This window comes from Rhizobium sp. CECT 9324 (assembly GCF_918741265.1).
Classification (GTDB): Bacteria; Pseudomonadota; Alphaproteobacteria; order Rhizobiales; family Rhizobiaceae; genus Allorhizobium.
The window spans coordinates 2,982,060-3,006,940 of the sequence record NZ_CAKKMZ010000001.1 but is presented as its reverse complement, the minus strand read 5'-3'; the positions used below and the strand labels follow the sequence as shown (position 1 = coordinate 3,006,940).

Genomic DNA, 24,881 nt, shown 5'->3' with positions numbered 1-24,881 from the left:
TATCGATTGCCGTTGCATTCGGGTGGGAAACCTGTTTCGCTCCGGCAACCATGATTGATATTCTTACGACTTACTGGCCTCATGTGCTTTTCACGCTGTCGATCATTCTCGGCACAGTGGCGGCCGTGCATGCGACGATGACAAAGCGGGAAGTTCGCTCGGCCCTCGGCTGGGTGGGGGTCATCGTGCTGTCGCCACTGGTCGGGGCGATGATCTATGCCGTGGCTGGCATCAATCGTATTCGACGCGCCTCATTGATCTCGCGACGCGCGCTGCGCCTTGATGAACTGTGGCGCAGCATCTCCTCCTACGGTGTGACGGGAGACGTGATCGCTGCGCGTTTCGGTCCCCAGATGGCATCGCTCAAGACGCTGGGGGACCGGGTGGCGCGCCATCCGCTGTCATCGGGCAATCGCATCACGATGCTTGGAACGGGTGAGGAAACCTATTCGTCGATCTGCAATGCAATTGCCGGGGCCGAACGCAGCGTCATTCTTGAAACCTATATCTTCGATCGAGACGAGATCGGCCTCAAGGTTGCCGATTGCCTGATCGCAGCCCACAGGCGCGGCGTGGCCGTACGTGTCCTGATCGACGCCGTCGGTGCCCGCTACAGCGTGCCGAGCATCATCGGCTATCTGCAGGCAGCAGGCGTCTCGGTGGCTGCCTTCAACGGCCAAGTCATCATGGGACTTCGGCTGCCCTATGCCAACCTCAGGACACATCGCAAGATCGTGGTTGTCGATGGCACAACCGCTTTTATCGGCGGGATGAATATCCGGGCCGGCTTCACCGGACCGGACAGCGCCCGTGATACACATTTCAAGGTCAGCGGGCCCGTTGTCGCCGACATTCTGGCTGTTGCAGCAGAAGACTGGCATTTCGAAACCAGGGAAGTGCTGAAAGGTGCGGAATGGCGGCTGGGGCTGGATGGCGCAGTCGCGGGAGAACCGTCTTTTGCCCGGCTGATCGTGTCGGGCCCGGATGCCCATCTGGAAACCAACCACAAGATGCTGATCGGCGCGTTTTCGGTGGCGCAGCACTCGATCCGGATCATGTCGCCATATTTCTTGCCGGATGCCGTGCTGATTTCCGCACTCGCCACCGCAGCACGCCGCGGCGTGCAGGTCGATATCGTCGTTCCCTCGCGCAACAATCTGGCGATCGTCAGCTACGCCATGACGGCGCAGTTCGACCAGGTGCTGAAGGACGGCTGCCGGGTTCTGCGGGCCGCCGGTCCCTTCGATCATTCCAAGCTTGCAGTGGTCGACGGCAAGTGGGTGTTTGTCGGTTCTTCCAACCTCGACTCGAGGTCGCTTCGGCTGAACTTCGAAATCGACATGGAAATCTTCGACAAGGACGTGGCAAGCGAGATCGAGGGTCGGATTGCCGCTGCCATGGAGGATGCCGAGGAGGTTGTGCTGGATGAGCTGCGAGCGAGACCGTTCGCGATCAGGCTCTTTGAACGTTTCCTCTGGCTTGGATCGCCCTATCTGTAAGGGACGGCGAGCCAACTGCTTGCGACACGGCCGGACTGTGACCTTTGGGTATCTGACTTTGACTGCTTGAGGCTTGATTGGTGGAATGAAAAAGACGAACGGCAGTCTCGCACGGACGATGATCTCGTCGATCCGCAATCGGCGTCAACGGCCGTATGGTCCGGCGTTGCGCGAGGCCGAGGATGGTCTGATCACTGTCGCATCCTACAATGTGCACAAATGCGTCGGCACCGATGGGCGTTTCGACCCCGAGCGGGTGATCGAGGTGATCCGTGAGATCGAGCCGGATGTGATTGCGCTTCAAGAGGCAGACCAACGTTTCGGCGAACGCTCAGGATTGCTCGACCTGACGCGTCTTCGGCTGGATACCGGCCTGTTGCCGGTGCCGGTCGTGGGCGGTCCGAAATCACATGGCTGGCGCGGCAATGTCCTGCTGTTTCGCCAGGGCATGGTGCGCGACGTGCACCAGATTGCCTTGCCTGGGCTCGAGCCGCGTGGAGCACTTGTCGCCGAACTCGAGATCAAGGGGCATGCGGGACTGCGGGTGATCGCGGCGCATCTCGGCCTGCTGCGCTGGGCTCGCCGGGCGCAAGCTGATGTGATCCTCGACATCCTGCAGGCACGTGAAGAGCGGCCAACAATCCTGATGGGGGACTTCAACGAATGGCGATTGGGGCCTGGCTCGGCGCTCACCCGCCTGGAACCTATCTTCGGGCCGCTGCCCCCACCGATCCCGAGTTTTCCGGCGCGCCTGCCGGTCCTGTCTCTTGATCGGATCATGGCGAACCGCGCCGACCTGATATGCGACATGACGGTGCATGATACGCCTCTGGCCAGACTTGCCTCCGATCATCTGCCGTTGACGGCAAGGATCAGGCTTCATCCGGCTATGGATTAGCGCGACGGAGGCTTTTCAACCGGTCAGATTCGGGGGTAAGACCGGCGGATAATTTTTCGGAGGGCGCCATGGCCGTTGAACTGATCGCAGTCGAGGATCTGAACGAAGAACAGGCGCGCGCCGAGTTGGCTCGACTTTCTGGCGAGATTGCCCATCACGATGCTTTGTATCACGGCAAGGACAAGCCGGAGATTTCCGACGCAGACTACGATGCGCTGAAGTGGCGCAACGATGCGATCGAGGCGCAGTTCCCGCAGCTTGTGCGCATCGACAGTCCTTCGCAGCGGGTGGGTGCTGCACCTGCCGGGATTTTTGCCCAAGTGACCCACGCCCGACCGATGCTGTCGCTCGACAACACGTTTTCCGACGAGGATGTCTCGGACTTCGTTGCCTCCGTCTACCGGTTCCTCGGCGTGATGCCCGACAATTCAATCGCCTTCACAGCGGAGCCGAAGATCGACGGGCTTTCGATGTCGCTGCGCTACGAGAACCGCAAGCTGGTGACGGCCGCGACCCGTGGCGATGGAACGACCGGCGAAAACGTGACAGCCAACATCCTCACGATCAAGGAGATCCCGACAGAACTTCCGGCGGATGCACCCGATGTCGTCGAGGTGCGTGGCGAGGTGTACATGGCCAAGAGCGCATTTTTCGCGCTCAATGCGCAGATGGAGGCCGAGGGCAAGCCGACCTACGTCAATCCCCGCAACACCGCCTCCGGTTCGCTGCGGCAGCTCGACCCCAAAGTGACGGCGAGCCGCAATCTGAAATTCTTTGCCTATGCCTGGGGCGAGATCTCGTCCATGCCGGCCGACACGCAATGGGGCATGGTCGAGACCTTCAGGACATGGGGCTTTCCGGTCAATCCGCTGACCCGGAGACTGACGTCGGTCGAGGAGATCATCGGCCACTACCGCGACATCGGCCTGCAGCGTGCCGATCTCGATTACGATATCGACGGTGTTGTCTACAAGGTCGACCGGCTCGATCTGCAGGGGCGTCTCGGCTTTCGTTCGCGCAGTCCGCGCTGGGCGACCGCGCACAAATTCCCGGCCGAACAAGCCTTCACCACCGTCGAGGCGATCGATATCCAGGTGGGGCGTACCGGGGCCTTGACGCCGGTGGCGCGGCTTGAGCCGATCACCGTCGGCGGTGTCGTCGTCACCAATGCGACACTGCACAATGCCGACTACATTGAAGGCATCGGCAATGGTGGCGAGCGCATCCGCCCCGAGGGGCACGACATCCGGGTTGGCGATACGGTCATCGTGCAGCGTGCCGGCGATGTGATCCCGCAGGTTCTGGATGTGGTGCTGGAAAAACGGCCGGCAACGTCAGTTCAGTATCTCTTTCCGACAAAATGCCCGGTCTGCGGCAGTCATGCGGTTCGGGAAAAGAACGAAAAGACCGGCAAGCTCGATTCCGTCACGCGATGCACCGGTGGCTTCGTCTGCCGGGCGCAGGCGGTGGAGCACATCAAGCATTTCGTGTCTCGCAATGCCTTCGACATCGAGGGGTTGGGAACCAAGCAGGTCGACTTCTTCTTCGAAGCCGAAGATCCGTCGCTGTCAATCCGCACGGCGCCGGACATCTTCACGCTCAAGAAGCGCCAGGACGGCTCGCTGCTGACCAAACTGGAAAACATCGAGGGTTTTGGCCGCGTCAGTGTCCGCAAGTTGTTCGATGCGATTGATGCTCGGCGCGAGATAGCCTTGCAGCGTTTCATCTTTGCCCTTGGCATCCGTCATGTCGGCGAGACCACAGCGAAGCTTCTGGCGCGCTCCTATGGTTCCTACGCGGCGTTTGCAGAGGCGATGCAGGCGGCCGCTCCGCGACACGGCGATGCCTGGAACGAGTTGAACAGCATCGATGGCATCGGCGAAGTGGTTGCGGCCTCTATCGTCGAGTTTTTCAAAGAACCGAGGAACCTGCAGGTCGTCCAGCGCTTGCTGGACGAGGTGACGCCGCTCGATGCGGAAGCGCCTGTGGCCAGCAACAGTCCCGTTGCCGGCAAAACCGTCGTCTTTACCGGCTCGCTGGAGCGGTTCACCCGTGATGAAGCCAAGGCGCGCGCGGAAGGTCTCGGCGCCAAGGTTGCAGGCTCGGTCTCGAAGAAGACGGATTATGTGGTGGCGGGTCCGGGGGCCGGTTCCAAGCTGGACAAGGCGCGGGAACTGGGCGTGTCGGTCATGACCGAAGACGAGTGGCTCGAATTGATCGGTGGCTGAACAGGGCTCGCCGCGGAAAAGGGAACCGGACGGCGGGGTGAAAAATACCTCTTCGTCTAGTGAAAAAGGATAAGTTGAAATACCCCCCTGAAATATAGGTCAATCAGGTTTGAAAACGAGGAAACGGGCGCTCCACCGGGGAGTGAAAGCTCTCTTCTTCGTTTGCTTCCCCTCTCTTGAACCACGGCGGGTCATGCGGCTTATTCTGATCAATGATGTGTCCGTGGTCCTGGGTGGCGCCACCAAAGTTGCGATGCAATGCATCGAGGCTGGCCTGTCAGCCGGACTCGACTGCACGGTGCTTGTCGGGGACGATGGCGAGGGCGTGAGGCGGAATTTTCCGGCGGCCAAGGTCGAGGCGCTGGGAGAGAGACCGCTTCGCGACGGGGTGCATCTGCGTGACGTGGTCGACCGGAATTTCAATCGGCAGGCCTATGCGGCGCTTGATCGGCTTTTGGGCGCCAGCCGGGAAAGAACCGTCGTTCATGTCCATGGCTGGTCGCAGATCCTGTCGCCGTCGATCTTTCACGCGCTGGCTAAACACGGTAGCCGGGTCATCGTGACGGCCCATGATTTCTTCCTCAGTTGCCCGAATGGCGGATATCTCAATTTCAACACCGGCGATGTCTGCGAACACAAGCCGATGTCGGCAGCCTGCATCACGAGCAATTGCGACAAGCGCAACTACCTGCACAAGCTCTGGCGTGTCGGTCGGATGTTGACGCAGACTGCGGCCGGCAAGGAATTCTGGGGGCGGGTCGAGGTCATCCTCGCGCATGAGAATATGGAGCTTCATCTGACCGGGGGAGCGTTGAGCCGATTTCAGACTCTGCGGACGCCCTGTAAACCATTGACGGTCGGACCCGTCAGGGCCTGGGAGAACAGCCGCGCGCTTTTTCTCGGGCGCATGACCTGGGAAAAGGGCGTGCGGACGCTTGCCGAAGCATTGAACAGCACCGGCAGGGCGGCAACGTTGATCGGGCGCGGGCCCTTGCTGCAGGAGATGCAGGCAGCGTTGCCACACTGCTACGTGCCGGGCTGGCTGGAGGACAGCGAAGTCGACCGCATGGCGGCCGAGGCGCGATTCTTCATCATGCCTTCGCGCATGCCCGAGCCTTATGGCCTGGTGGCGGCGGAAGCGGTGATGAGCGGGATTCCGGTGATTGCCAGCAGCAACGCTCTGATTGCCGAAGAGGTTTCGCGCAACGGCGCAGGTTTGGTGTTCGAAAGCGGCAATGCCGCTTCGCTCGCCGAGAAGATCGCTCTGATGGACAATGACGCACTCGTTCGCAACCTGAGCGAGGGAGCTTACGAATACGGGAAGCGCATTGCGCCGTCGACCGATGAATGGCGCCAGCGGATCGTCGATATCTACAGAGGCAATGCCAATTTGTCCGTGCACTGAGGAGGGGGATGTCATGACCAGGGCTTTGGTGACCGGTGGAGCCGGGTTTGTCGGACGTCATATCTGTGCACGGCTCCTGTCGGAGGGGCTGGACGTCGTCTGTGTCGACAACCTGGTCGCGGGAACCGGTGCGCTGCCTCCTGAACGGTGGCCGCATCCACCGAATGGCCGCTTCACATTCGTTGCTGCCGATTGCCGTGACTATTTTGCCCGCACGGATGAGCACTTTGACTATGTCTATCATCTCGCGGCCGTTGTCGGTGGACGGATCATGATGGAGACGCAAGCGCTCTGCGTTGCCGAGGACCTTGCTGTTGATGCCTTGATGTGGAAATGGGCCGCCGCCACCCGACCTGGCTGCGTCGTCTTCTTCAGTTCGAGCGCCGCCTATTCGATCGGTTATCAGCGGGTCGTCGGGCATCAAAGGCTGCGTGAGGAGATGATCTCGTTCGAGGATGCACTCGGGGTTCCGGATCTCAGCTATGGATGGGCCAAGCTGACCGGCGAATTCCTGATGAAGCTCTATGTCGAGCGGTATGGCGGCCGCGCAATCGCCTATCGCCCTTTCAGCGGCTACGGCGAGGATCAGGATCTCGCCTATCCGTTTCCGGCAATCTGCCAGCGGCTGATGGCTGAAGCGGGCAGGGACGAGGTTTTCGTCTGGGGGTCCGGGCGGCAATGCCGTGATTTCATCCATATTTCCGATTGCGTGGATTTCGTCTGGCGCAGCGTGGACCGGTTGCCATCGGGGAAGAGCCTCAACCTGTCGACCGGGATCGCAACGTCTTTCATCGCCCTTGCTGAGGAGGTTGCGCAGCAGATCGGATGGCAGCCGAATGTCTCCGGTCTGTCCGAAAAGCCCGAGGGTGTCTTTTACCGTTGCGGCGATACGGCAATGCAGGAGCACTACGGCTTGTTGCCATCGGTCACCCTTTCCGAAGGGATTGGCCGGATGTTGGACCAACTTAGATTTACCGCCGGGCGGGCAGCGTAAACGCCCACTGGTGGACTTCATTCGACACTGGCTGAAGGGCTCAAGGCTCGGTGAAACCGACGGCGCGAATCTTGAAATCGCGGTCGTTCGGGTTCTGGGTGAATATCAATGCACCATGCGCAGTTGAACGCGCGGCGACATAATCGACTGTGACTGCGGCTTCCTCAACAAGGCGACCCTGTTCAGACACGGTGCCATGCACCTCCACGGCAGCAGCGGTGGATTCGCCATTGTTTCGCAGATCAAAGAGCACCCGCCACCCGGCATCCGTTCTTTCCGTCGAAACGATGTCGACCTGCAGCTCGGCCGGACTGTCCGTGCCATTGACTGCTTCGTAGCTGATCCAGCCGACAACCAGAAGGATGAGGAGCGAAGAGACTGCGCCGGTCAGCCACTCTATCCAGTGCGGCTGCAGTGTCTCGGTATTCAGCCGTTTGCCTGCTGCCGTCGCCGTTTTACTTTCGGATTTTTTCATCGGCGATCTTCCTACAAAATCAGCCGGGCTGCCGCAGCACCGATGGCCGCGGGAAAGCCCAGGACGATGACGATCAGAACAATCTGGGTGATGCCCGTGTCGTCCAGCCGTTCGAATGTCCACAATGTGTAGAGGCTGACGCACAGGGCGACGAGATAACCGGGCAGGGTGAAACGGATGAGGGCGTGCCAACCGGGCACGCCGCTTTCCAGCCTGTGGCCGCCGCGAAACGACAGCGCATAGACGAAGCCGTGCATCATGCCGATGGAAATGGTCACCAAGGCAAGCGTATGCCACGGCGTCATCTTATAGGCGATCAGGATCATTTCCTCCGTCGGGGCCAGATTGAGCGACAGGAACAGCGCGCCAACCGCCATCATGGAGAGTTCGACGGCATAGCTGCTGCCATCCTGCGCGACGTTACAGTCAGCGCCGTCATCGTCGGCGTCTTCCGTGCCGATACCGAGCTGGCTGCGTGCGAGTAGGGCACCGATGCTTGCCGGCACCGCCTGGATGGCGACCATGCCGACCCATTGGCGTGGCGCCATGTCTGGCGTGATGACGCCGAGGATCAACAGGAGTGTGGCACTTGCCGCAATGCCCATGCCGTAGGCCACGACGGCATCGCGAATGCTGGTGCTCCAGCAGTTGGTATGCTCGAACCCGATCCGGTGCGAAAGAAAGATGAGAAGCGGCATGTTGAGGACGAGGAGCAGGAGCAGACGCGTCCGCTCCATGTAGAAGCCAAGGTTCCACATCTCCATGGTCATCAGCATCGGCAGCGCAAACAGCAATGCGCCTGCCAATCCCCGAGCCAATCCGGTCAGGAATTCGCTGACATCCGTGGATGTGTGTTTTCGAGCGCTGGTGCTGGCGGCCATTGGCAATTGTTCCCCGTCGCGCACTCAATGCGCGGGGGCGGGGCTTGTTCCATCGATGACGGAGCCCCTGCCTCAAACAGGCAAAGATGGGGCAGAGGCTGCCCCATCGATCGTTCAGCCCTTAGGCTTGAAGGTCTTCTTCTTCGGTCCAGCCGAAGGGCCTCGGTCGTCGAACTTCGGCTTTGCGGCATAAGCGGGCTTGTCACCCTTGGGCTTGCCTGCCCAATCGGACTTGGCCGGCTTATCCCAGGCGTTGGACGCGCTCTTTGGCTTCTTCTTGAAGTCAGGTTTGGCCGCGGCTGCGTCGTCACGTTTCGGCCTGGCCGGTGCATCGCCCCAGACATCGGCATCGGCGCGCGCCATGTCGTCCTTGTACGGCTTGCGCTCTCCGCTATCGCTCTTTGCGGCATACGGCTTCTTGTCACCATAGGGCTTTTTATCGCCGTATGGCTTCTTGTCAGCGAAAGGCTTCTTGTCGCCATAGGACTGGCGTTCGCCTTCTTCGCGTGGCGGACGCGCTGCGCGTTCCTTGGGGGCTGCCGAGAAGTCCGGAGTTCCAGGCAACTGGGTTACGGTGATGCCGCGCTCAAGTGCCTTGTTGGGGCCAAGCGCCGAGAGGAACTGGTCGAGATTGCTCTGGGCAATTTCAACGAAGGTTTCTTCCGGCTGCATCTTGATGGCGCCGATTTCGTTCTTGGTGATGTTGCCGTTGCGGCAGAGCATCGGGATCAGCCAACGCGGCTCGGCATTCTGGCGACGACCGACCGATAGCGAAAACCACACGCTCGGGCCGAATTCGCTGCGCGGACGCACTTCGGCGTTGCGGGGTTCGAAGGTTTCGCCTTCGCGGCGCTTGCGTTCTGCCTGCAAAGCAACCGGGATAAGATCCTCGGGTGCCGAGCGGTTGCCGCGCTGCAGGCGAAGGAATGCGGCTGCGACCTGTTCGGCGCCATGCTGGGCAAGAAGGGTTGCGATGAACGGGGCTTCGTCCTCGTTGATCGCCTGCGCCAACGCAGGGTCGGCCAGCAGGCGCTCGTCGTCACGCGCCAGAACCTCGTCCGCCGATGGCGGAAGCGCCCAGTTCGGCTGGACATTGGCGCCGGCGAGCAGGCGTTCGGCCTTGCGGCGGGCGCTGACCGGCACGATCAGGGCCGAGACGCCCTTGTTGCCGGCGCGGCCGGTCCGGCCCGAACGGTGCAGAAGCGTTTCGGAATTGTTCGGCAGGTCGGCATGGATGACGAGTTCGAGGCCGGGCAAGTCGATACCACGGGCGGCGACGTCGGTTGCGATGCAGACGCGAGCCCGGCCGTCACGCATGGCCTGAAGCGCATGCGTACGTTCATTCTGCGACAGTTCGCCAGAAAGCGCCACGACCGAGAAGCCGCGATTGTGCAGGCGCGCGGTCAGATGATTGACGGCGGCGCGGGTCGCGCAGAACACGATGGTGTTGCGTGCCTCGTAGAAGCGCAGCACGTTGATGATGGCGTTCTCGCGGTCGGGATTGGCAACCGTCAGCGCGCGGTATTCGATATCGACGTGCTGCTTCTTTTCCGAAACGGTCTCGATACGCTTGGCATTGCGCTGGAAGTTCTTGGCAAGGTCCGCGATCGAGCGCGGAACCGTCGCCGAAAACATCAGGGTACGGCGTTCGTCCGGCGAGGCTTCAAGGATGAATTCGAGGTCTTCGCGGAAGCCGAGGTCGAGCATTTCGTCGGCTTCGTCTAGAACCACGGCGCGCAGTTCGGACAAATCAAGCGCGCGGCGGGTAATGTGGTCGCGTAGACGGCCAGGCGTTCCGACAACGATATGGGCGCCACGCTCCAGAGCACGGCGCTCGTTGCGGACATCCATGCCGCCGACGCATGATGCGATCACGGCTCCGGTCTTTTCGAACAGCCATTCCAGTTCGCGCATGACCTGCATGGCCAGTTCGCGGGTCGGTGCGATGCACAGAGCCAGAGGAGCGGCCGCGCGGCCGAAGCGATTCTCGGTGCCGAGCAAGGTCGGGGCGAGTGCGAGGCCGAAGGCGACCGTCTTGCCAGAGCCTGTCTGGGCGGAGACCAGCGCATCCGAGCGTTCGAGATCGGGATCGATCATCGCCAGCTGCACGGGGGTCAGCGTGTCATAGCCACGTTGGCGCAATGCCTCGGCGATCGCCGGGACGATGCCGTCAAAATCAGTCATCGGGGTCAACTTTCGAAATTGGTGTCTCTTGCGGGCCAAAGCACCGCGCCCGCCGATTGCGGGTATGTTGGCGCCGTTCCTACTCGTCTCGGCCCAGAAAGTATAGAGGGCAGGGGACAAAAGGCCGCATATGGTGAAGGCGAGGCAGCAAAACTGCCGCCTGGCCGTGTGTGCCAAGGGCCAATCGGCCGGTTTGTGGTCAGGTTCGGAGCCTTGCCATTGCATGGGCGTCGACACGAAACCCGGCACGCAAGGCGAAGGCGCGGTGCGTGCCCTCATGCTCGAAGCCGAAACTTTGGTAGAGCGCGATCGCAGGCGCATTGTCGGTGAACACCGTGAGTTCGAGCCGTGTCAGATCCATCCAGTCGAAGGCGATAGCGACCAGTTCGCCCAACAGTGCTCGACCGATACCACGTCGCTGGTATGCATCATGTACGCCCATGCCGATCTCGCCGACATGCGCCCGACGCCCGGACTGACGTGTCAAACCGGCATTTCCGACAATTGTGCTGTTCATGATCGCGACCAAGGCAACCGTGTTGGCAGGCTGATTCTCGATATGTTTTCGGACATCCTCGACGCGGGGATATGGCGGACGCAAAGTGCCGGCACGGACACCCGGCAGGCTCTGCATGGCAGCGATGCCGCTTGCGTCGCCGGGGCATTGGGCGCGGATCGATAGGCCGTCCGGCCACCTTGCATTCATGGCGAGGGGGCATTGCGCCTCCGGTCGTGACGCACTTGGAAATTGGCTTGTGGGTGGGTCGTCCTGCATTGCTGCTCTCCTTGACGTGTGCGGGAGCAGGGACTTGTCGAGCCCTGCTTATCCCGGCAGGGCTCGTGGTTTGATCGCTGCGCGGACTAGTCGCGCAAGGATGCAGCCACGTTCCCGGAGGGAACGGTGGTAAGCATCATCACACGATGTGTCGAACGGTTTGCGATCATGACGTTACTGTGCGTTGTCGGCCCGTCTTCGTCAATCCGGGTTTGCGCCAACCGTCGTCTCGGCTAAGACAGGGCGTATATAGGTTGAGAAGAGTCGCGCCCGTTGAAAACCATCGCCATTGATTTCGAGACAGCCAACGAAGAGCGCGGCAGCGCGTGCTCGGTTGGCCTTGCCTGGATCGAGGACGGGCGGATCGTAAGGGTCGAGGAACGGATGATACGGCCGAAGAGTATGCGTTTTTCGCCGTTCAATGTGGCCATTCATGGAATCAGGCCAGAGCATGTCGAAGATGCCGACGAGTTTCCCGAGGTTATGGAAGAGTTTGCGGACGATTTTGCCGGAGCAACCATGATCGCCCATAATGCGGCTTTTGATTTTTCGGTCTGGCGGGCTTCGCTTGACGGCTACCGCATGGCCTATCCGACATTCTCCTATCTCTGTAGCGTCAAGATGGCGCAACGTGTCTGGCCGCATCTGCCATCGCACAAGCTCAATATCCTGGCCGCCCATCTCGGCATGCGCTTTGTCCATCACAATGCTGCTGAGGATGCGGTCGTCTGCGCTCAGGCATCGATCGCCATGGCCACGCAGAAGGGCGCAGCGCAGATCATCGATCTAGCCGCGATGATCGGGCTTACACCTGGGCGGCTGCACGCGACAGGTTACCAGGCCTGTTCGGTGCGCAAGGCAACAGTGCGCGCCTTGTAAAGGTGCGAAACCGCCTTAAGTCTCTGACAAGACGAAAGCGGAGAAGCTCAATGACAATTGCAAAGATGATTCGAAACCTCGCCAGCGCTGCGATGCTTTCGCTGGTTATGCTGCCCGTGGCATCCAGTGCCCAGGTTGTGGGCGAGGTGGGTGTGGACTGGGTCGGTAATGACATTATCGTCGAGGCGGTGAATGACCCAGGCGTCAAGGGCGTAACCTGCCACGTGACCTATTTCGACCGTTCGATTATCGATCGCCTGTCAAAGGGCAACTGGTTTGAAGACCCGTCCAATAATTCCATTGCCTGCCGGCAGACCGGTCCCATCGAGATCGGCGACATAGATCTGTCGAAAGACGGTGAGGAAGTGTTCCGCGAAGGGCGCTCCATCATCTGGAAATCGCTGGTGGTGAACCGGATCTATGACAAGCCGAATGATACGCTGATCTACCTCATTCATTCCCGCCAGGTCGTGGACGGCTCGGCGAAGATGGCAATATCGACCGTGCCTCTGTTCAATCAGCCGGTGACATGGGTCAAAGGAAAGCCGGAGTGATCGACCGTTTTAGGGGGCATTGACGCTCAAAGGCACTTTTGTGATGCGGCCCTCTTTCGTTTCGGCGGGCACTTTGTCAGGACAGTCGCAGGCTAGGACCGGTCGGCGTGATCCCCAATATCGCCGTCCATCTTTGTTCGGCCCTGTCTAAGGCGGGTAAGGACCTGTTCACCGAAGCCCCGTCATACGGACAGCGCCCTGAAGCCTTGCGGCTCCAGGGCGCTTTTGAAAATCCGGTCGGTCGAGATTACTTGACGTAAACGACCTTGCCGCCATCGGCAGCGGTCTCGATATGGACCACGTTCTCCAACTGCACGTTCTGTGCAGTGAGGGCCGCAGAGAGTGTTGCGTCGCTCTGCAGCGCGCTCTGTGCTTCGGCGACAGCGGTTTCGCTCTTAGATAGCGCTTCGATCTCGGCAAACTTTGCGTTGCCATTCTCGCCTTCCAGCGCGCTCATCATCACAACGGAGACTTTGTCATTCATTGTGGTCGAATTGGTCGTGGTGGTCGTGTCCACCATCGGTGCGGTGGTCGTTTGCGCCATTGCGACGCCGGAAAGCGAGGCAACGGACATGGCGCCGGCGAGTGCGATCTTAAATGCTGAATTCATGATCTTTCTCCTTGGTTTCTTTACAGAAACTTCCGTTTTTTCTTTTGGAAGTGAATGTAGAACTCCTCGCAGGCGGACTGGTTCCGATAAAAATGCACATACATTTGCGGATTGAAGGGAGATGCCCTGCGCATGCCCTCGTTGAAACGCAAAAAATCGCAATCGGCCGGTGCTGATTGCGTCTGTGTCGTCAGGCGTGTCGAATAGGGTTGGCCCCGCCTGTAAGCGGGGCCTTATCTCTGGGAAGAGATGATTGGTTTATGCAGCCTGGGCAAGCTCGTCGGCAATGACCGTATCGAGATTGAGGAAGCAGACCATGGATTTTTCCAGCGCAACGATACCACGGCAGAATGCGCGCTGTTCTTCCGGAATGATTTCCGGGGCCGGCTGCAGATCTTCGCCACGAATGGTCATCATGTCGGAAACCTGCTCGACGAGAAGGCCGACCAGCTTGCCGGCGATATCGGTCACGATGATTGCTGCGCGCTCCGACGGCTCGGTCATGTTCATGCCAAGGCGGCAAGCCATGTCGATAACCGGGATCACCGCACCACGCAGGTTGATCAGGCCGAGAACGTAAGGGGGGGTGTGCGGCATCGGCGTTACCGGTGCCCAGCCGCGAATTTCCCGGATTGCCATGATGTCGATGCAGAATTCCTGCTCGGCCAGATGAAAGGAGACGATCTCCAGATAGGCGCCGGACTGCTTGATTGCGTTGGACATATTAGAACTCTTCCCAGTGCTCTGCTACTGCGGCGTTGGTTGCGGACGCCGGAGTCGTTCGGTTGAATGTGCCTGCCACCTTGTTGATCAAGGCGTTTGCAGGGGATGGTCTCGGTTTGGAGGCGGCATGTGCCGGCTCCGGTTGGAAAGAGCCGACCTTCTGATCGGCGCCGACCTTGAATTGCCCGACGAGGCGCGACAGGTTTTCCGCGTCGCCCGCCAGAGTATGGCTTGCAGCATTGGTCTGTTCGACCATGGCTGCATTCTGCTGCGTGACCTGGTCCATCTGGCCCACCGCAGAATTGATTTCACTCAGTCCGACTGATTGTTCACGCGCGCTGGTAACGATTGCCTTAACGTGCTCATTAATTCTGAGAACGTCTTCGCCGATGCGATGCAATGCCTCGCCGGTTGCTGTGACCAGTTCGACGCCGGTCTTGACCTCAACCGACGAGCGTCCGACCAGAGCCTTGATGTCGCGCGCGGCTTCAGCGGCCCGGCCCGCCAGTGCGCGGACCTCCTGTGCAACGACGGCAAAGCCCTTGCCCGCTTCGCCGGCGCGCGCCGCCTCGACACCGGCATTCAGAGCTAACAGATTGGTCTGGAAGGCAATTTCATCAATCACGTTGATAATCTTGCCAATCTCGCCCGTCGCATCCTCGATGCGTTCCATCGCCGCCATCGCGTCGTTGACCACCAGGCCCGACTTCTCGGTGAAGTCCTTGGCATTGTCGACCATTTGGCTCGCTTCCTCGGCGCGATGGGTCGCACTCTGGACGGTTGCCGTGATTTCGGAGAGTGCAGCCGACGTTTCCTCCAGAGAGGCTGCCTGCTGCTCCGTCCGGCGGGCCAGATCATCGGCGGCGCTGCGCATCTGGAGGCCATTGCCGCGAATCGAACTGCTATTGGCGGCGATTTCACCCATGACGGTGCGCAGGTGCAGCGTCACCTGGTTGAAGTCGTTGCGCAAGCGTTCAAGATCGGCAGGGAAGGGACCGCTGATCTCGGCGCAGAGGTCGCCCTCGGTCAGTTGCATCAGGCCCGCCCCCAAAGCATCGACGGCCTGTTTCAAGGCACGCGTGTCGGCTTCCATCGCGGCTGTTCGGCTTTCCCGTTCCGCCTCATTCTGTCTGTTGGCATTGCGGGTCGAGGCTTCAAGCTCGCGCTTTTCGATCGCCGCGGTGCGGAAGATGTCGGCGGAATGGGCCATGCCACCGATCTCGTCATTGCGATCGGTGCCTTCGACGGTACTATCGTAGTCACCGTCGACGATGCGTTGCATGCTGGCCCGTACGATTCTGATGCCATTGGCGATCGAATTGCCGTGGATCAGCTGCAACAGGAGAACAAGCATAAAGGCGATTCCGCCGAGGCTAAGCTGGATATGGAGCGCGCTGCTGCTGCGGGCCGTGGCTTCGCCGACACGCTCTTCGACTTCATTGCCGCCGAGCGTGGAGATCTTGCCGAGCACGCTGCCGAGGCGCTCGCCGGCGCCATCGATCGCATCGTCAATGGCTGCGTATTCCTCTTCCGCTGCGCCTTCTTCCACCAGGCGCTTGAGGTCGACCTGAATGGCGTTGGCGACGGCTTTCAAGTCCTCGTCGTAGGTGGCGACCTCGGAGGTGGCGCCCGCTTCGGCTGCAATTGACTTGAGCGTGGACGAGCCTGCAGCGAGCAGTCCGACTGCGTTGTCGATGATCGCTATCCGCTCGGGCTGTATAGCGCCTTCCGAGCGGTCGATAATGGTGTCCATGGCCGCCAGAACCAGATTGGCATTGGCGAGCTGCATCTCGTTGACGCGCTCGACGTCGGCCTTCATCTGCACGGCGCGCTTGAGCGCGCTGTCCAGTCCTGCGTTCTGGTACCAGCCGACGCCGAGCATTGAACCGATACCGACAATGGCAGCGACCCCGAGCGTCATCAGCCGTTGGCGCACCGACAGGCTTCGTCCTGAAATATAATGTAGCATTCGTTCCCCCAGCGCGACCTCCACCGGCGGGTGCCTGGCGGAAACTTATCATGCGAAAACCAGGGGGACGTCGAGCGGCCTGGCGGACGGGTCATGTCCGTGTGCGATCCGGTAGGATCGCAACGCGCATTAACAATCTCGAATATTAGTTAACCTGCGGCTAACGGTATGATCGCGGGCCGGGTCACAGCGAGCCTGAATAGGGATCTACAGTTTGCTGATGGCCCGGCGATACAGATGCCACGTCGCATGGCCTGCAACGGGCAGCACAATCAGCAGGCCAAGAAACCCGGGCAACAGGGCCAGGATCGCAAGCGTCGCGACGAGTGCTCCGAATGCGAGCATGGGGAGCGGATTTTCCAGAACCACACGCATGCTGGTCAACATGGCGGTGATGAAGTCGATGTCATAATCGAGCAGAAGCGGCATGGAGATGACCGTTGCAGTGAACAGAATGGTCGCCAGCACCGCGCCAACAACTGTACCAACCGCAAGAAAGAGAAGTCCCTGCGGTGTGGATATCAGCAGATGGCCAAAGGCATCCAGCGATGCGGGAATCCTGAAGCCTAGGAACAGGGCCATCAGAAGACGCACCTGGTAGATCCAGATCCAGAAGATGAACAGCACGACAAACGCCATCCACGACAGCTGGCGTTCGCGCTGCCGGAAAACTTCGGTCAGAACCGCCGACCATTTGAATTCCTCGCCACGATGGTGGCGCCGGCTGATATCGTAAAGGCCAACGGCGACGAAGGGTCCGATCAGGGGAAAGCCGATGGCGACCGGGATAATCATCCACGGCAGGTGATAGTGAATGAGAACCACGGCAATGAACAGGCCACCCGCGGCATAGATCGCGCCGAAGAACAGGCCGATCGCGGGATAGCGGCGGAAATCGCGCCAGCCATCGCGGAATGCTGCGGTGACATCGGAGCCCATTAGACGGTTGACGCGAAACTTCGGCGTCTGGCCACTGTGTATCGCCTGTTCTTCCATCGGTCCCTCCCAAGATCCCCTAGGCTCGAAGTGTCAGCAAAATTCAGATGGCTTCCTTGATCTCTGTCAATCATTGCATGGAGATCGCCTCGATCCCCGGTTTTGCAGCCAGCGCAAACGCGCTATAGTGATATAATGATCGCGTCAAAACCCCGTCTCAAGCTTCTTCCCCTTGCCGCCATCACACTGGCGGGAACACTTGTCGCGTGCCTGGTTTTCCTTGGATGGATCCGTTTTGGGTCGGCGATATTTCTCAGCATGGTCGAGACCGGGCTGTCCTATTGCTTCTGATCATTCCACCCGCTCTTTTGCGACAAATCAGCGCTTGATGCGGATTTGACGGCGAGTTGAATTGCCTTTCATCAACGTCCGGCTTATCCGGCTTCATAGAACTGGACAGTTTTGAGGACATTGAGACATGCGGACTTTGCGGGTCGTTTTATGGGCAGGCGTGCTGATCATGGCGGGTCTGCTTGGCTGGCTGACGCTGACCGTCACGCAATCTGGCGACAAGATCGCCGAAGGTCCTTTCGGTGTGCCCTTCGAACTGGTGGACCAGAATGGCAAGCCAATCTCAGAACAGGCGTTTCGCGGCAAGCCGACGGCCCTGTTCTTCGGCTTTACCCATTGCCCGGAAGTCTGCCCGACGACGCTGTTTGAGCTCAATGGCTGGATGAAGCAGGTCGATCCGGATGCCAAGGGACTGCAGGCTTATTTCGTCACGGTCGATCCCGAGCGCGATACGCCCGAGCTTCTGGGCCAATATATCTCGAACGTGACCGATCGCGTGACCGGCATAGCGGGTGAACCGGCCAAGGTCGCTGACGTGATCAAGGGCTTTCGCGTCTATGCAAAGAAGGTGCCGCTGGATGAAAAAGATCCGAACGGCGACTACACGATGGATCACACCGCTTCGATATTCCTGCTCGATGCGGATGGCCGCTTCAAGGGCACGATTGCCTATGGGGAAAATCCGGATACGGCCGTCAAGAAGCTCGAAAACCTGATGAAGGGCTAAAGACTGCGCGGGCGTCGGAGGCTGAACGGTTGCCTTGGCGGCAATTGCGTTGTACCGCAACGGCTTCAAGTCTAGATCGACAGGACGCGCGCCCGTGAGTGAAATCCGCCTCTATGTGACGACCACCGAGACCCGTGCCAACGGTGTGCTTGACGTGATGACGTTCGGCTTTGGGGAGGAGGATTATGCGATCGCCACCACCGAGGTCGACGAGAAGAATGACATCTGGGAAACGTCGATTTACCTGATGTTCGAGGAAGAGGATGACATCCGCGGCCGGCTGGCCGAAATGTTGGCGCCAGACTTTTCCGACCTCGGAATCGAGCGGGAAATCATTCCGGAGATCGACTGGATTGCCAAGTCGCTTGAAGGATTGACGCCCGTGCGTGCCGGACGCTTCCTGGTGCACGGATCTCACGACCGCGACAAGGTCAGGCTGAATGACGTGGCGATCGAGATCGATGCCGGCCAGGCTTTCGGGACCGGTCATCACGGAACGACGGCCGGATGCCTTGAAGTCATCGAAGAGGTCGTGCGTGCCCGCAAGGTGCGCAATGCATTGGATCTGGGCACGGGCAGCGGTGTGTTGGCGATCGCGGTTCGCAAGCTTCTGCCGGTGCCGGTTCTCGCGACCGACATCGATCCGATTGCCGTGCGTGTCGCCAAGGAAAATGCGCGCCGCAACCAGATCGTCACGGGCATCGATTTCCGTACGGCGCCCGGCTTTCACTCGACAGCCTTCGGCGACTACGGTCCGTTCGACCTGATCATCGCCAATATCCTGGCGCGACCGCTGATCAGGATGGCCCCGCAACTGGTCAACCATCTTGCCGATGGCGGCTCGGTGATCCTGTCGGGCATCCTGGCCGCCCAGCGGTGGAAGGTGATTGCGGCCTATAGTGGTGTAGGCCTGTCGCATGTGCGGACCATCTGGCGCAATGGCTGGGTGACGATCCACTTTCGGCATGGCAAGGGCTGAGACCCTTCGCTGACCGTGCCGCGAAAAAAAAGGCGACCCGAAACCGGGTCGCCTTCGGCGCAGCATCACGCAGCGCGATCCGCGAGCCCCGGGAGAGCTCAAGCGTATATTGGTGTCGCCGTCGGTGACCGGAAGGCGGTATTAGCTGATCGAACGCAGCGAAGGCTTGCGACGCAGTTCTTCGCGGTTCAAGCCCATTGCCGAGAGCGTTTGGTCATCGAGGGTCTGCAGGGCGCCGTTGGCATAGAGGTTGGCGCGACGCTGGCGTGCTTCAACGAAATTGTCGAGGGCGATACGCAGGAATGACTTGGCCATTTCTCTGTTCCTTTCGGGTAAGACGCGATCGCCGCGTCTTTCGATGGGCCAGATATAGATCCGTTCTGCCGGTTCAGTCAGGTGGGCAATGGCACGGGAGACCTGCAATTGCTGCATAGCAACATGAGGATTGCCTGAATTTAGGGCGCTTTTGCGATCACCGGCGTTCAACTGCATCAAGATATCGCATTGAGAAAGTGCGGATGACCTTTGGCAACGGATGGGCAGGTGTCGGGTGCCTTGTTATAACGGTCGCCGAGACTCCTCCATCATGCAGGCTTTCCATGTTTCAATCCTTTGATGTCAAATCCACTCCTCATCATGGCAAGGAGCGCATTGCGGCGCTTCGCGCGCTGTTTTCCGAAATGGGCGTCGATGGCGTGCTGGTGCCGCGCTCGGATGAATATCTCGGGGAATATGTGCCGCCGTGCGCCGAACGACTGGCCTGGGCGACCGGCTTTACCGGTTCTGCCGGGCAATTGCTGGTCACGGAAGCAGAGGCTGTCGTCTTCGTCGACGGTCGCTATGTTACGCAGGTTGCACAGCAGGTCGATCTGGCGGTTTTCACGCCCGGCGATCTGATCGGGGAGCCGCCGCATACCTGGATCGCCAACCATGCGGGCAAGGGTTTCCGGCTTGGCATCGATCCCTGGATGCATACCGGCGTTGAGGTCAGCCGGCTGGAAAAGGTGCTGGAGGACAAGGGCGGTTCGCTCGTTCTGTTGTCGTTCAACCCGATCGACAGGCTGTGGAGCGATCGACCGGCCGAACCGCTGGGCCAGGTGAGCATTCAGCCGGAAAGCTATTCCGGTGTGCCGGCAGCCGATAAAATCACCAGGATTGCTGCCGATCTGACCGCCAAGGGACTTTCGGCGGTGCTGATCAGCGACCCTTCGTCGGTGGCCTGGATTTTCAATATCCGGGGTGCTGACGTGCCGCATACGCCGCATCCGCTGGCGCGCGCGATCATCAAGGCCGATGGCAAGGCGGAACTCTTCCTCGATAGCGCCAAGACCAATCTGGAGGTGGAAACCTACCTGCGCGACCTGTGCGAGCAGGTCGATCCGCAATTGCTGGCCGAACGGGTCGAGCGGGTGGCCACCGGCGGCGGACGCATCCTGATCGATCCGGATCTCGCACCACATGCAGTGGCGCAGATGATCAAGCAGGGCGGTGGCACTGCCATTGTCGGCAATGATCCGGCCAAGCTTGGGCGGGCGGTGAAGAACCTCGTCGAACTGAATGGCTCGGCTGCGGCCCATTTGCAGGACGGCGTGGCCGTGGTCGAGTTTCTGACCTGGCTCGATCAGCAGCCGGCCGGAACCATTACCGAGATCGGCGCGGCCAAGGCGCTCGAAGCAAGTCGGGTTCGCGTTGGCGAGCGGATGCAGAACCCGCTCAAGGACATTTCCTTCGAGACAATCTCCGGAGCCGGTGAGCATGCCGCGATCATGCACTACCGCGTGACGACCGAGAGCGATCGGACGATCAATGCCGGCGAGATGTTTCTCATCGATTCGGGCGCGCAATACGTGAATGGCACGACCGATATTACCCGGACGATCTCGATCGGGGCCGTACCGGAAGAGCAGAAGAGGTTCTTCACGCTGGCGCTCAAGGGCATGATCGCGATCAGCACGGCGCGCTTCCCAAAGGGCACGCGCGGCTGCGATCTCGATCCGCTGGCGCGCATCGCCTTGTGGAAATCCGGGGCCGATTTCGCCCATGGCACGGGCCATGGTGTCGGGTCCTATCTGTCCGTGCATGAAGGTCCGCAGCGGATTTCCCGTCTGTCGACGCAGGAATTGCTGCCCGGCATGATCCTGTCGAACGAGCCGGGTTACTATCGTCCCGGCAGCTTCGGCATCCGCATCGAGAACCTGATCTATGTGCGTGAAGCGGAGGCGATCGAAGGCGGTGATCAGCCGATGCTCGGCTTCGAGACGCTGACCTTTGCGCCGATCGATCGCCAGTTGATCGTCGAAGACCTGCTCACGCGCGAGGAGCTGCAATGGCTCGACGACTACCATGCCCGCACGCGGGCCGAACTGATGCCGCTGATCAGTGATCCGTCCGCACGCGAATGGCTGGAGCGGGCGACAGAAGCCTTCGAACACTGAAGTCCCGGCTGGAGCAGTTCGTCCAATGGCGAAGTGCTCCAGCATTAGGTCTGTCGTTCCCGACGCGGTCGGCCGCTGCCGGGTTCGCCGATCGTTTAGCCGACGAAATGGCGGATCGCGACGGCGACGGCCCAGCCGGCCAGCAACATGGGAATGGTCGACAGGCGCAGGCCCGCCAGCAGGCTGACGGCCAGCGCAATCTTGACCTCGATGCCGCCGGCAAAGAACGCAGGCGCGACAAGCGTGGTCAGAACGGCGGCGGGCACGGCATTGAGGGCGGCCTCCATGCGCGGCGGAATGTTCTTCATCTTGCGGATCAGCACGTAGCCGCCGATGCGCGTGATGTAGGTTGCGACCGCCGAGGCTAGAATGATCGCCACCATTTCAGGATTGAAGAGCGCGGTCATTGGCTGTCCTCCGCAACCACACTGGATGCGGCTTTGGAATCATCAGCCTTGGCGGGCGGCAACAGCGCTGCGGCCAGAACGCCGGCCAGTGCGCCGATGCTGACATGCCAGGGCGAGCCGACGGTCTTGTGGGCGATGGCCGAAGCGAGCGCGCTGACGATGACCACCGGCAGGAAATTGCTGCGGCGGCGAAAACCCAGCACCAGTGCGAGAAAATAGATCGGAAGCAATACATCAAAGCCGAAGCGGGCAGGGTCGCCGATCAGGCGGCCGAAATAGGCGCCGACGATGCTGAGCAGGACCCAGGCGACAAAAATCGGCAATCCCAGACCCATGTACCAGGCAAATGTCACCTTCGTGCCGGTCTCCGCACGCTTCAAGGTTTCGGCAAATTGCGGATCCGTCAGCAGGAAGAATGTCGCGGCTTTTTGCGACAGGGAAAAATGTTCAACGAAGGGGGCGAGCGCGGCCGAATACAGTACATGGCGGAAGTTGACGGCAAAGATCGACAAGACGATCAACCAGGCCGGCACATGGTGGCCAAACAGTTCGATGCCGACAAGCTGGCTAGCGCCGGCAAAAATGGTGCTGCTGGTCAGCGCAACTTCGCCGATTGTCTGGCCGTTGGCGATGGCAATGGCGCCGAAAAGTATGGCAAAGGGACTTGCCGAGACGACAATGGGAATGGACCGGGTGATCCCTTCGCTGAATTCTGAGCGTGACATACTGAAGTTCCGTGTTTTGCAGCCCGGTTACCCTGTCTGCCGGGTGCTGGCAAACCAATAGGTTTGATGGGACGTGCATCAGGGTTGATGGAACAGACCTGATGCACGCAATCCCTTTGAGGATCTTGTCGGAAAGAAACACGAGCCCGGTTTTTCAACCGGACGAATTCCGGCCCGGGCGTCATGCGGGTTGTCTATGGTCGGGGACAATCGTTTCGGTTCAGCCGCCACGCGTTGACGATGTTCGGTGGGGCTCGATTTTTGGGAGGCGGACTATTGCTGACATCTGAATTTTCAAAGGAAGAGCAGACACGCCTTGTCGGGCTCGTCCAGTCTCACTTCAAAAAGGAATTCGATCTGGAACTTGGACGCTTCGAAGCGGAGGGGGTCGCTGAGTTCTTTTCAAAGGTGCTCGGCCCGCAATTTTACAATCGCGGGCTGCACGACGCGCAGGCACTTCTCGCCAAGCAGATCGATCTGTTCAACGATGCGGTTTACCAACTCGAGCGGACACCGGAAAAATAACCCGGTCGACTATTTCTTGGGGCGGATCTGGAACGTGTGTTCCGGGCCCGGGAAATTGCGTGCCTGAACTTCGGATGCGTAATTTTCGGCCGCGGTCGAGATGACCTGGGCGAGATCGGCGAAGTGCTTGACGAAGCGCGGCTTGAAATCGTCGAACAGGCCGAGCATGTCGTCGGAGACCAGAATCTGGCCGTCGCAAGCGGGTGATGCACCGATCCCGATCGTCGCGGCGCCGACTGTTCCCGTAATTTCACGGGCCAGCGGTTCGACGGTGCCTTCGATCACCATGGCGAATGCTCCGGCCTCGTCGATTGCCTTGGCATCCGCGCGGATCTTATCCTGTTCCTTGTCGCTATGGCCTTTGGAGCGGTAGCCGCCGGACGTGTTGACCTGCTGTGGCATCAGGCCGATATGGCCGAAGACCGGCACGCCGCGCGCCACCAGAAATGCGACCGTCTCGGCCATTTCCGCGCCGCCTTCGAGCTTGACGCCGTCGCAGCCTGTTTCCTTCATCAGGCGCGCGGCATTGCGGAACGCCTGTTCCTTGGATTCCTGATAGGAACCGAAGGGCAGGTCGACGATGATGCAGGCACGGTTGGCGCCGCGCATCACGGCTTGTCCATGCGCGATCATCATCTCCATGGTGACGCCGACGGTTGTCTCAAGGCCGTAGAGCACCATGCCGAGGCTGTCGCCGACCAGGAGCATATCGCAGTGTGCGTCCAGCAATCGCGCTATTGGCGTCGTATAGGCCGTCAGGGAGACGATGGCCCGGTTGCCCTTCAGTGCGGTAATGTCTGCGGGTGTGAAGCGTTTCTGGCGGGGTGGTGTGCTCATGTCAGGCGGCCTCCATGCCGGCGGTGGCCTGGTGGCCGATGACGCGATTGTCGAGGAGTTTGGTCTTGCCGAAGCGTACGAAGAGAAGCACGAGGGCAGGGCCGTCGATCGTCTCAAGCTTTGCAAGCGTTGCCGGGTCGCGGATGGCAACGACTTCGGGAATAGCCAGTGGTTCCGTCTTGAGGAAATTGCTCAGCCGTGCCTCCAGCGCCTTCACGTCGCGGATGCCGGCGAGCAGAAGCCGATCGGCTTCGGCCAAGGCTTTCGGGACGATGACGGCGGCGGCTCGCTCTTCTTTCGACAGGTAGACATTGCGCGAGGAGCAGGCGAGGCCGTCTGTTTCTCGAACCGTTTCGACCGGGACGATGCGGACGGGGAGAGCGAGATCCTGAACCATCTTCTGGATGATCGTGACCTGTTGGTAATCCTTCTCGCCGAAATAGGCGGCATCCGGCTGGACGATGTTGAAGAGCTTGGTCACCACAGTGGCGACGCCGGCGAAATGGCCGGGCCGGGCTTCGCCTTCGAGTTCGGAGCCGAGCTTCGGCAGGTCGACCACCGTTTGCATCGGCTCGGGATACATGTCGGTGACGCCGGGTGCAAAAATGAAATCGACGCCTGCCTTTTCCAGCATGGCGCTGTCGCGGGCGAGATCGCGGGGATACTTGTCGAGATCCTCGTTCTTGCCAAATTGCAGCGGGTTGACGAAGATCGACACGACCGTGACGTCGTTCTCGGCCTTTGCATGCGCAACAAGGCTGAGATGGCCCTGGTGCAGGTAGCCCATGGTCGGCACCAGGCCAATCGCATGACCGGCGCGGCGGTGGGGCGCGAGCTTGTCGCGCAATGCGGCGATCGTGGTGATGATTTCCATGATCGGCGTCC

At 60.3% G+C, this 24,881-nt stretch carries 24 protein-coding genes; 11 read left to right on the top strand and 13 right to left on the bottom strand.

Annotated features, from left to right (window positions below; all coding sequences use genetic code 11):
* Window positions 1-50: 50 nt before the first annotated feature.
* From LQ231_RS14675 to LQ231_RS14655, 5 genes are all read left to right on the top strand, one after another.
* Window positions 51-1,499 (top strand): phospholipase D-like domain-containing protein, encoded by a 1,449-nt coding sequence (locus tag LQ231_RS14675; RefSeq protein ID WP_230171871.1) that lies wholly within the window; start codon window positions 51-53, stop codon window positions 1,497-1,499.
* Between the two features lie 85 nt (window positions 1,500-1,584).
* Window positions 1,585-2,397: an endonuclease/exonuclease/phosphatase family protein gene (locus LQ231_RS14670; RefSeq protein ID WP_230171870.1), complete on the top strand. Its 813-nt coding sequence runs from the start codon at window positions 1,585-1,587 to the stop codon at window positions 2,395-2,397.
* 68 nt (window positions 2,398-2,465) lie between these two features.
* The gene (ligA, locus tag LQ231_RS14665; protein ID WP_230171869.1) at window positions 2,466-4,625 is read left to right on the top strand and encodes an NAD-dependent DNA ligase LigA; all 2,160 of its coding nucleotides are present in this window, start codon (window positions 2,466-2,468) and stop codon (window positions 4,623-4,625) included.
* 193 nt (window positions 4,626-4,818) lie between these two features.
* Complete coding sequence (locus LQ231_RS14660) at window positions 4,819-6,030, top strand: glycosyltransferase family 4 protein (protein ID WP_230171868.1); 1,212 nt, start codon at window positions 4,819-4,821, stop codon at window positions 6,028-6,030.
* A 13-nt stretch (window positions 6,031-6,043) separates the two neighbouring features.
* A complete protein-coding gene (locus LQ231_RS14655) occupies window positions 6,044-7,024 on the top strand; it encodes an NAD-dependent epimerase/dehydratase family protein (protein ID WP_230171867.1) in 981 nt (326 codons plus the stop codon).
* Window positions 7,025-7,064: 40 nt separating this feature from the next.
* On the opposite strand, the gene LQ231_RS14650 is transcribed toward LQ231_RS14655, so the two are convergent.
* The 4 genes from LQ231_RS14650 to LQ231_RS14635 all read right to left on the bottom strand — a co-directional run bounded on the left by LQ231_RS14650 (window position 7,065) and on the right by LQ231_RS14635 (window position 11,270).
* Window positions 7,065-7,499 carry a TIGR02588 family protein gene (locus LQ231_RS14650; RefSeq protein WP_230171866.1) on the bottom strand — a complete coding sequence of 145 codons (435 nt, stop codon included), beginning with the start codon at window positions 7,497-7,499 and terminating at the stop codon, window positions 7,065-7,067.
* Between the two features lie 11 nt (window positions 7,500-7,510).
* Window positions 7,511-8,380: a TIGR02587 family membrane protein gene (locus LQ231_RS14645; protein ID WP_230171865.1), complete on the bottom strand. Its 870-nt coding sequence runs from the start codon at window positions 8,378-8,380 to the stop codon at window positions 7,511-7,513.
* Window positions 8,381-8,494: 114 nt separating this feature from the next.
* On the bottom strand, window positions 8,495-10,564 hold the full coding sequence (locus tag LQ231_RS14640) for a DEAD/DEAH box helicase (RefSeq protein ID WP_230171864.1): 2,070 nt from the start codon (window positions 10,562-10,564) through the stop codon (window positions 8,495-8,497).
* Window positions 10,565-10,763: 199 nt separating this feature from the next.
* Window positions 10,764-11,270 carry a GNAT family N-acetyltransferase gene (locus LQ231_RS14635; RefSeq protein WP_230173370.1) on the bottom strand — a complete coding sequence of 169 codons (507 nt, stop codon included), beginning with the start codon at window positions 11,268-11,270 and terminating at the stop codon, window positions 10,764-10,766.
* Between the two features lie 342 nt (window positions 11,271-11,612).
* Between LQ231_RS14635 and LQ231_RS14630 the strand changes: the two genes are divergently transcribed.
* Complete coding sequence (locus tag LQ231_RS14630) at window positions 11,613-12,218, top strand: 3'-5' exonuclease (RefSeq protein WP_230171863.1); 606 nt, start codon at window positions 11,613-11,615, stop codon at window positions 12,216-12,218.
* Between the two features lie 65 nt (window positions 12,219-12,283).
* On the top strand, window positions 12,284-12,772 hold the full coding sequence (locus tag LQ231_RS14625) for a CreA family protein (RefSeq protein WP_230173368.1): 489 nt from the start codon (window positions 12,284-12,286) through the stop codon (window positions 12,770-12,772).
* A 247-nt stretch (window positions 12,773-13,019) separates the two neighbouring features.
* Here the strand turns inward: LQ231_RS14625 and LQ231_RS14620 are convergent, their stop codons facing one another.
* From LQ231_RS14620 to LQ231_RS14605, 4 genes are all read right to left on the bottom strand, one after another.
* On the bottom strand, window positions 13,020-13,382 hold the full coding sequence (locus LQ231_RS14620) for a hypothetical protein (protein ID WP_230171862.1): 363 nt from the start codon (window positions 13,380-13,382) through the stop codon (window positions 13,020-13,022).
* Between the two features lie 258 nt (window positions 13,383-13,640).
* A complete protein-coding gene (locus tag LQ231_RS14615) occupies window positions 13,641-14,105 on the bottom strand; it encodes a chemotaxis protein CheW (protein WP_007602076.1) in 465 nt (154 codons plus the stop codon).
* 1 nt (window position 14,106) lies between these two features.
* Window positions 14,107-16,074, bottom strand: coding sequence for a HAMP domain-containing methyl-accepting chemotaxis protein (locus LQ231_RS14610; RefSeq protein ID WP_230171861.1), 1,968 nt, complete (start codon window positions 16,072-16,074; stop codon window positions 14,107-14,109).
* A gap of 207 nt (window positions 16,075-16,281) precedes the next feature.
* Window positions 16,282-17,070 carry a DUF2189 domain-containing protein gene (locus LQ231_RS14605; RefSeq protein WP_230171860.1) on the bottom strand — a complete coding sequence of 263 codons (789 nt, stop codon included), beginning with the start codon at window positions 17,068-17,070 and terminating at the stop codon, window positions 16,282-16,284.
* Window positions 17,071-17,488: 418 nt separating this feature from the next.
* Here LQ231_RS14605 and LQ231_RS14600 point away from each other — a divergent pair, with 418 nt between their 5' ends.
* On the top strand, window positions 17,489-18,088 hold the full coding sequence (locus tag LQ231_RS14600; protein ID WP_113141715.1) for an SCO family protein: 600 nt from the start codon (window positions 17,489-17,491) through the stop codon (window positions 18,086-18,088).
* A 94-nt stretch (window positions 18,089-18,182) separates the two neighbouring features.
* Complete coding sequence (locus LQ231_RS14595; RefSeq protein ID WP_230171859.1) at window positions 18,183-19,067, top strand: 50S ribosomal protein L11 methyltransferase; 885 nt, start codon at window positions 18,183-18,185, stop codon at window positions 19,065-19,067.
* A gap of 141 nt (window positions 19,068-19,208) precedes the next feature.
* Here LQ231_RS14595 and LQ231_RS14590 read toward each other — a convergent pair whose 3' ends face one another.
* Window positions 19,209-19,559 carry a hypothetical protein gene (locus LQ231_RS14590; protein WP_230173436.1) on the bottom strand — a complete coding sequence of 117 codons (351 nt, stop codon included), beginning with the start codon at window positions 19,557-19,559 and terminating at the stop codon, window positions 19,209-19,211.
* A gap of 107 nt (window positions 19,560-19,666) precedes the next feature.
* Between LQ231_RS14590 and LQ231_RS14585 the strand changes: the two genes are divergently transcribed.
* Window positions 19,667-21,502, top strand: a complete 1,836-nt coding sequence (locus tag LQ231_RS14585) for an aminopeptidase P family protein (protein ID WP_230171858.1) — start codon at window positions 19,667-19,669, stop codon at window positions 21,500-21,502.
* 95 nt (window positions 21,503-21,597) lie between these two features.
* Here LQ231_RS14585 and LQ231_RS14580 read toward each other — a convergent pair whose 3' ends face one another.
* Both LQ231_RS14580 and LQ231_RS14575 read right to left on the bottom strand, forming a co-directional pair.
* On the bottom strand, window positions 21,598-21,909 hold the full coding sequence (locus LQ231_RS14580) for an AzlD family protein (RefSeq protein ID WP_230171857.1): 312 nt from the start codon (window positions 21,907-21,909) through the stop codon (window positions 21,598-21,600).
* Complete coding sequence (locus tag LQ231_RS14575) at window positions 21,906-22,634, bottom strand: AzlC family ABC transporter permease (RefSeq protein WP_230171856.1); 729 nt, start codon at window positions 22,632-22,634, stop codon at window positions 21,906-21,908. The genes LQ231_RS14580 and LQ231_RS14575 overlap by 4 nt, the downstream gene beginning before the upstream one ends.
* A gap of 276 nt (window positions 22,635-22,910) precedes the next feature.
* On the opposite strand from LQ231_RS14575, the gene LQ231_RS14570 reads away from it, so the two are divergent.
* Window positions 22,911-23,159, top strand: a complete 249-nt coding sequence (locus tag LQ231_RS14570; protein ID WP_230171855.1) for a DUF2164 domain-containing protein — start codon at window positions 22,911-22,913, stop codon at window positions 23,157-23,159.
* Between the two features lie 9 nt (window positions 23,160-23,168).
* Here the strand turns inward: LQ231_RS14570 and panB are convergent, their stop codons facing one another.
* Both panB and panC read right to left on the bottom strand, forming a co-directional pair.
* Window positions 23,169-23,996 (bottom strand): 3-methyl-2-oxobutanoate hydroxymethyltransferase, encoded by an 828-nt coding sequence (gene panB / locus LQ231_RS14565; RefSeq protein ID WP_230171854.1) that lies wholly within the window; start codon window positions 23,994-23,996, stop codon window positions 23,169-23,171.
* Window position 23,997: 1 nt separating this feature from the next.
* Window positions 23,998-24,870, bottom strand: coding sequence for a pantoate--beta-alanine ligase (panC, locus tag LQ231_RS14560; RefSeq protein WP_230171853.1), 873 nt, complete (start codon window positions 24,868-24,870; stop codon window positions 23,998-24,000).
* Window positions 24,871-24,881 lie beyond the last annotated feature (11 nt).

What these genes read in the sequence shown, in the direction of transcription:
- LQ231_RS14675 (WP_230171871.1), top strand. Translation starts at nt 51, where the DNA reads ATGATTGATATTCTTACGACTTACTGGCCTCATGTGCTTTTCACGCTG.
- LQ231_RS14670 (WP_230171870.1), top strand. Translation starts at nt 1,585, where the DNA reads ATGAAAAAGACGAACGGCAGTCTCGCACGGACGATGATCTCGTCGATC.
- ligA (WP_230171869.1), top strand. Translation starts at nt 2,466, where the DNA reads ATGGCCGTTGAACTGATCGCAGTCGAGGATCTGAACGAAGAACAGGCG.
- LQ231_RS14660 (WP_230171868.1), top strand. Translation starts at nt 4,819, where the DNA reads ATGCGGCTTATTCTGATCAATGATGTGTCCGTGGTCCTGGGTGGCGCC.
- LQ231_RS14655 (WP_230171867.1), top strand. Translation starts at nt 6,044, where the DNA reads ATGACCAGGGCTTTGGTGACCGGTGGAGCCGGGTTTGTCGGACGTCAT.
- LQ231_RS14650 (WP_230171866.1), bottom strand. Translation starts at nt 7,499, where the DNA reads ATGAAAAAATCCGAAAGTAAAACGGCGACGGCAGCAGGCAAACGGCTG.
- LQ231_RS14645 (WP_230171865.1), bottom strand. Translation starts at nt 8,380, where the DNA reads ATGGCCGCCAGCACCAGCGCTCGAAAACACACATCCACGGATGTCAGC.
- LQ231_RS14640 (WP_230171864.1), bottom strand. Translation starts at nt 10,564, where the DNA reads ATGACTGATTTTGACGGCATCGTCCCGGCGATCGCCGAGGCATTGCGC.
- LQ231_RS14635 (WP_230173370.1), bottom strand. Translation starts at nt 11,270, where the DNA reads ATGAATGCAAGGTGGCCGGACGGCCTATCGATCCGCGCCCAATGCCCC.
- LQ231_RS14625 (WP_230173368.1), top strand. Translation starts at nt 12,284, where the DNA reads ATGATTCGAAACCTCGCCAGCGCTGCGATGCTTTCGCTGGTTATGCTG.
- LQ231_RS14620 (WP_230171862.1), bottom strand. Translation starts at nt 13,382, where the DNA reads ATGAATTCAGCATTTAAGATCGCACTCGCCGGCGCCATGTCCGTTGCC.
- LQ231_RS14615 (WP_007602076.1), bottom strand. Translation starts at nt 14,105, where the DNA reads ATGTCCAACGCAATCAAGCAGTCCGGCGCCTATCTGGAGATCGTCTCC.
- LQ231_RS14610 (WP_230171861.1), bottom strand. Translation starts at nt 16,074, where the DNA reads ATGCTACATTATATTTCAGGACGAAGCCTGTCGGTGCGCCAACGGCTG.
- LQ231_RS14605 (WP_230171860.1), bottom strand. Translation starts at nt 17,070, where the DNA reads ATGGAAGAACAGGCGATACACAGTGGCCAGACGCCGAAGTTTCGCGTC.
- LQ231_RS14600 (WP_113141715.1), top strand. Translation starts at nt 17,489, where the DNA reads ATGCGGACTTTGCGGGTCGTTTTATGGGCAGGCGTGCTGATCATGGCG.
- LQ231_RS14590 (WP_230173436.1), bottom strand. Translation starts at nt 19,559, where the DNA reads ATGCAGTTGAACGCCGGTGATCGCAAAAGCGCCCTAAATTCAGGCAAT.
- LQ231_RS14585 (WP_230171858.1), top strand. Translation starts at nt 19,667, where the DNA reads ATGTTTCAATCCTTTGATGTCAAATCCACTCCTCATCATGGCAAGGAG.
- LQ231_RS14580 (WP_230171857.1), bottom strand. Translation starts at nt 21,909, where the DNA reads ATGACCGCGCTCTTCAATCCTGAAATGGTGGCGATCATTCTAGCCTCG.
- LQ231_RS14575 (WP_230171856.1), bottom strand. Translation starts at nt 22,634, where the DNA reads ATGTCACGCTCAGAATTCAGCGAAGGGATCACCCGGTCCATTCCCATT.
- panB (WP_230171854.1), bottom strand. Translation starts at nt 23,996, where the DNA reads ATGAGCACACCACCCCGCCAGAAACGCTTCACACCCGCAGACATTACC.
- panC (WP_230171853.1), bottom strand. Translation starts at nt 24,870, where the DNA reads ATGGAAATCATCACCACGATCGCCGCATTGCGCGACAAGCTCGCGCCC.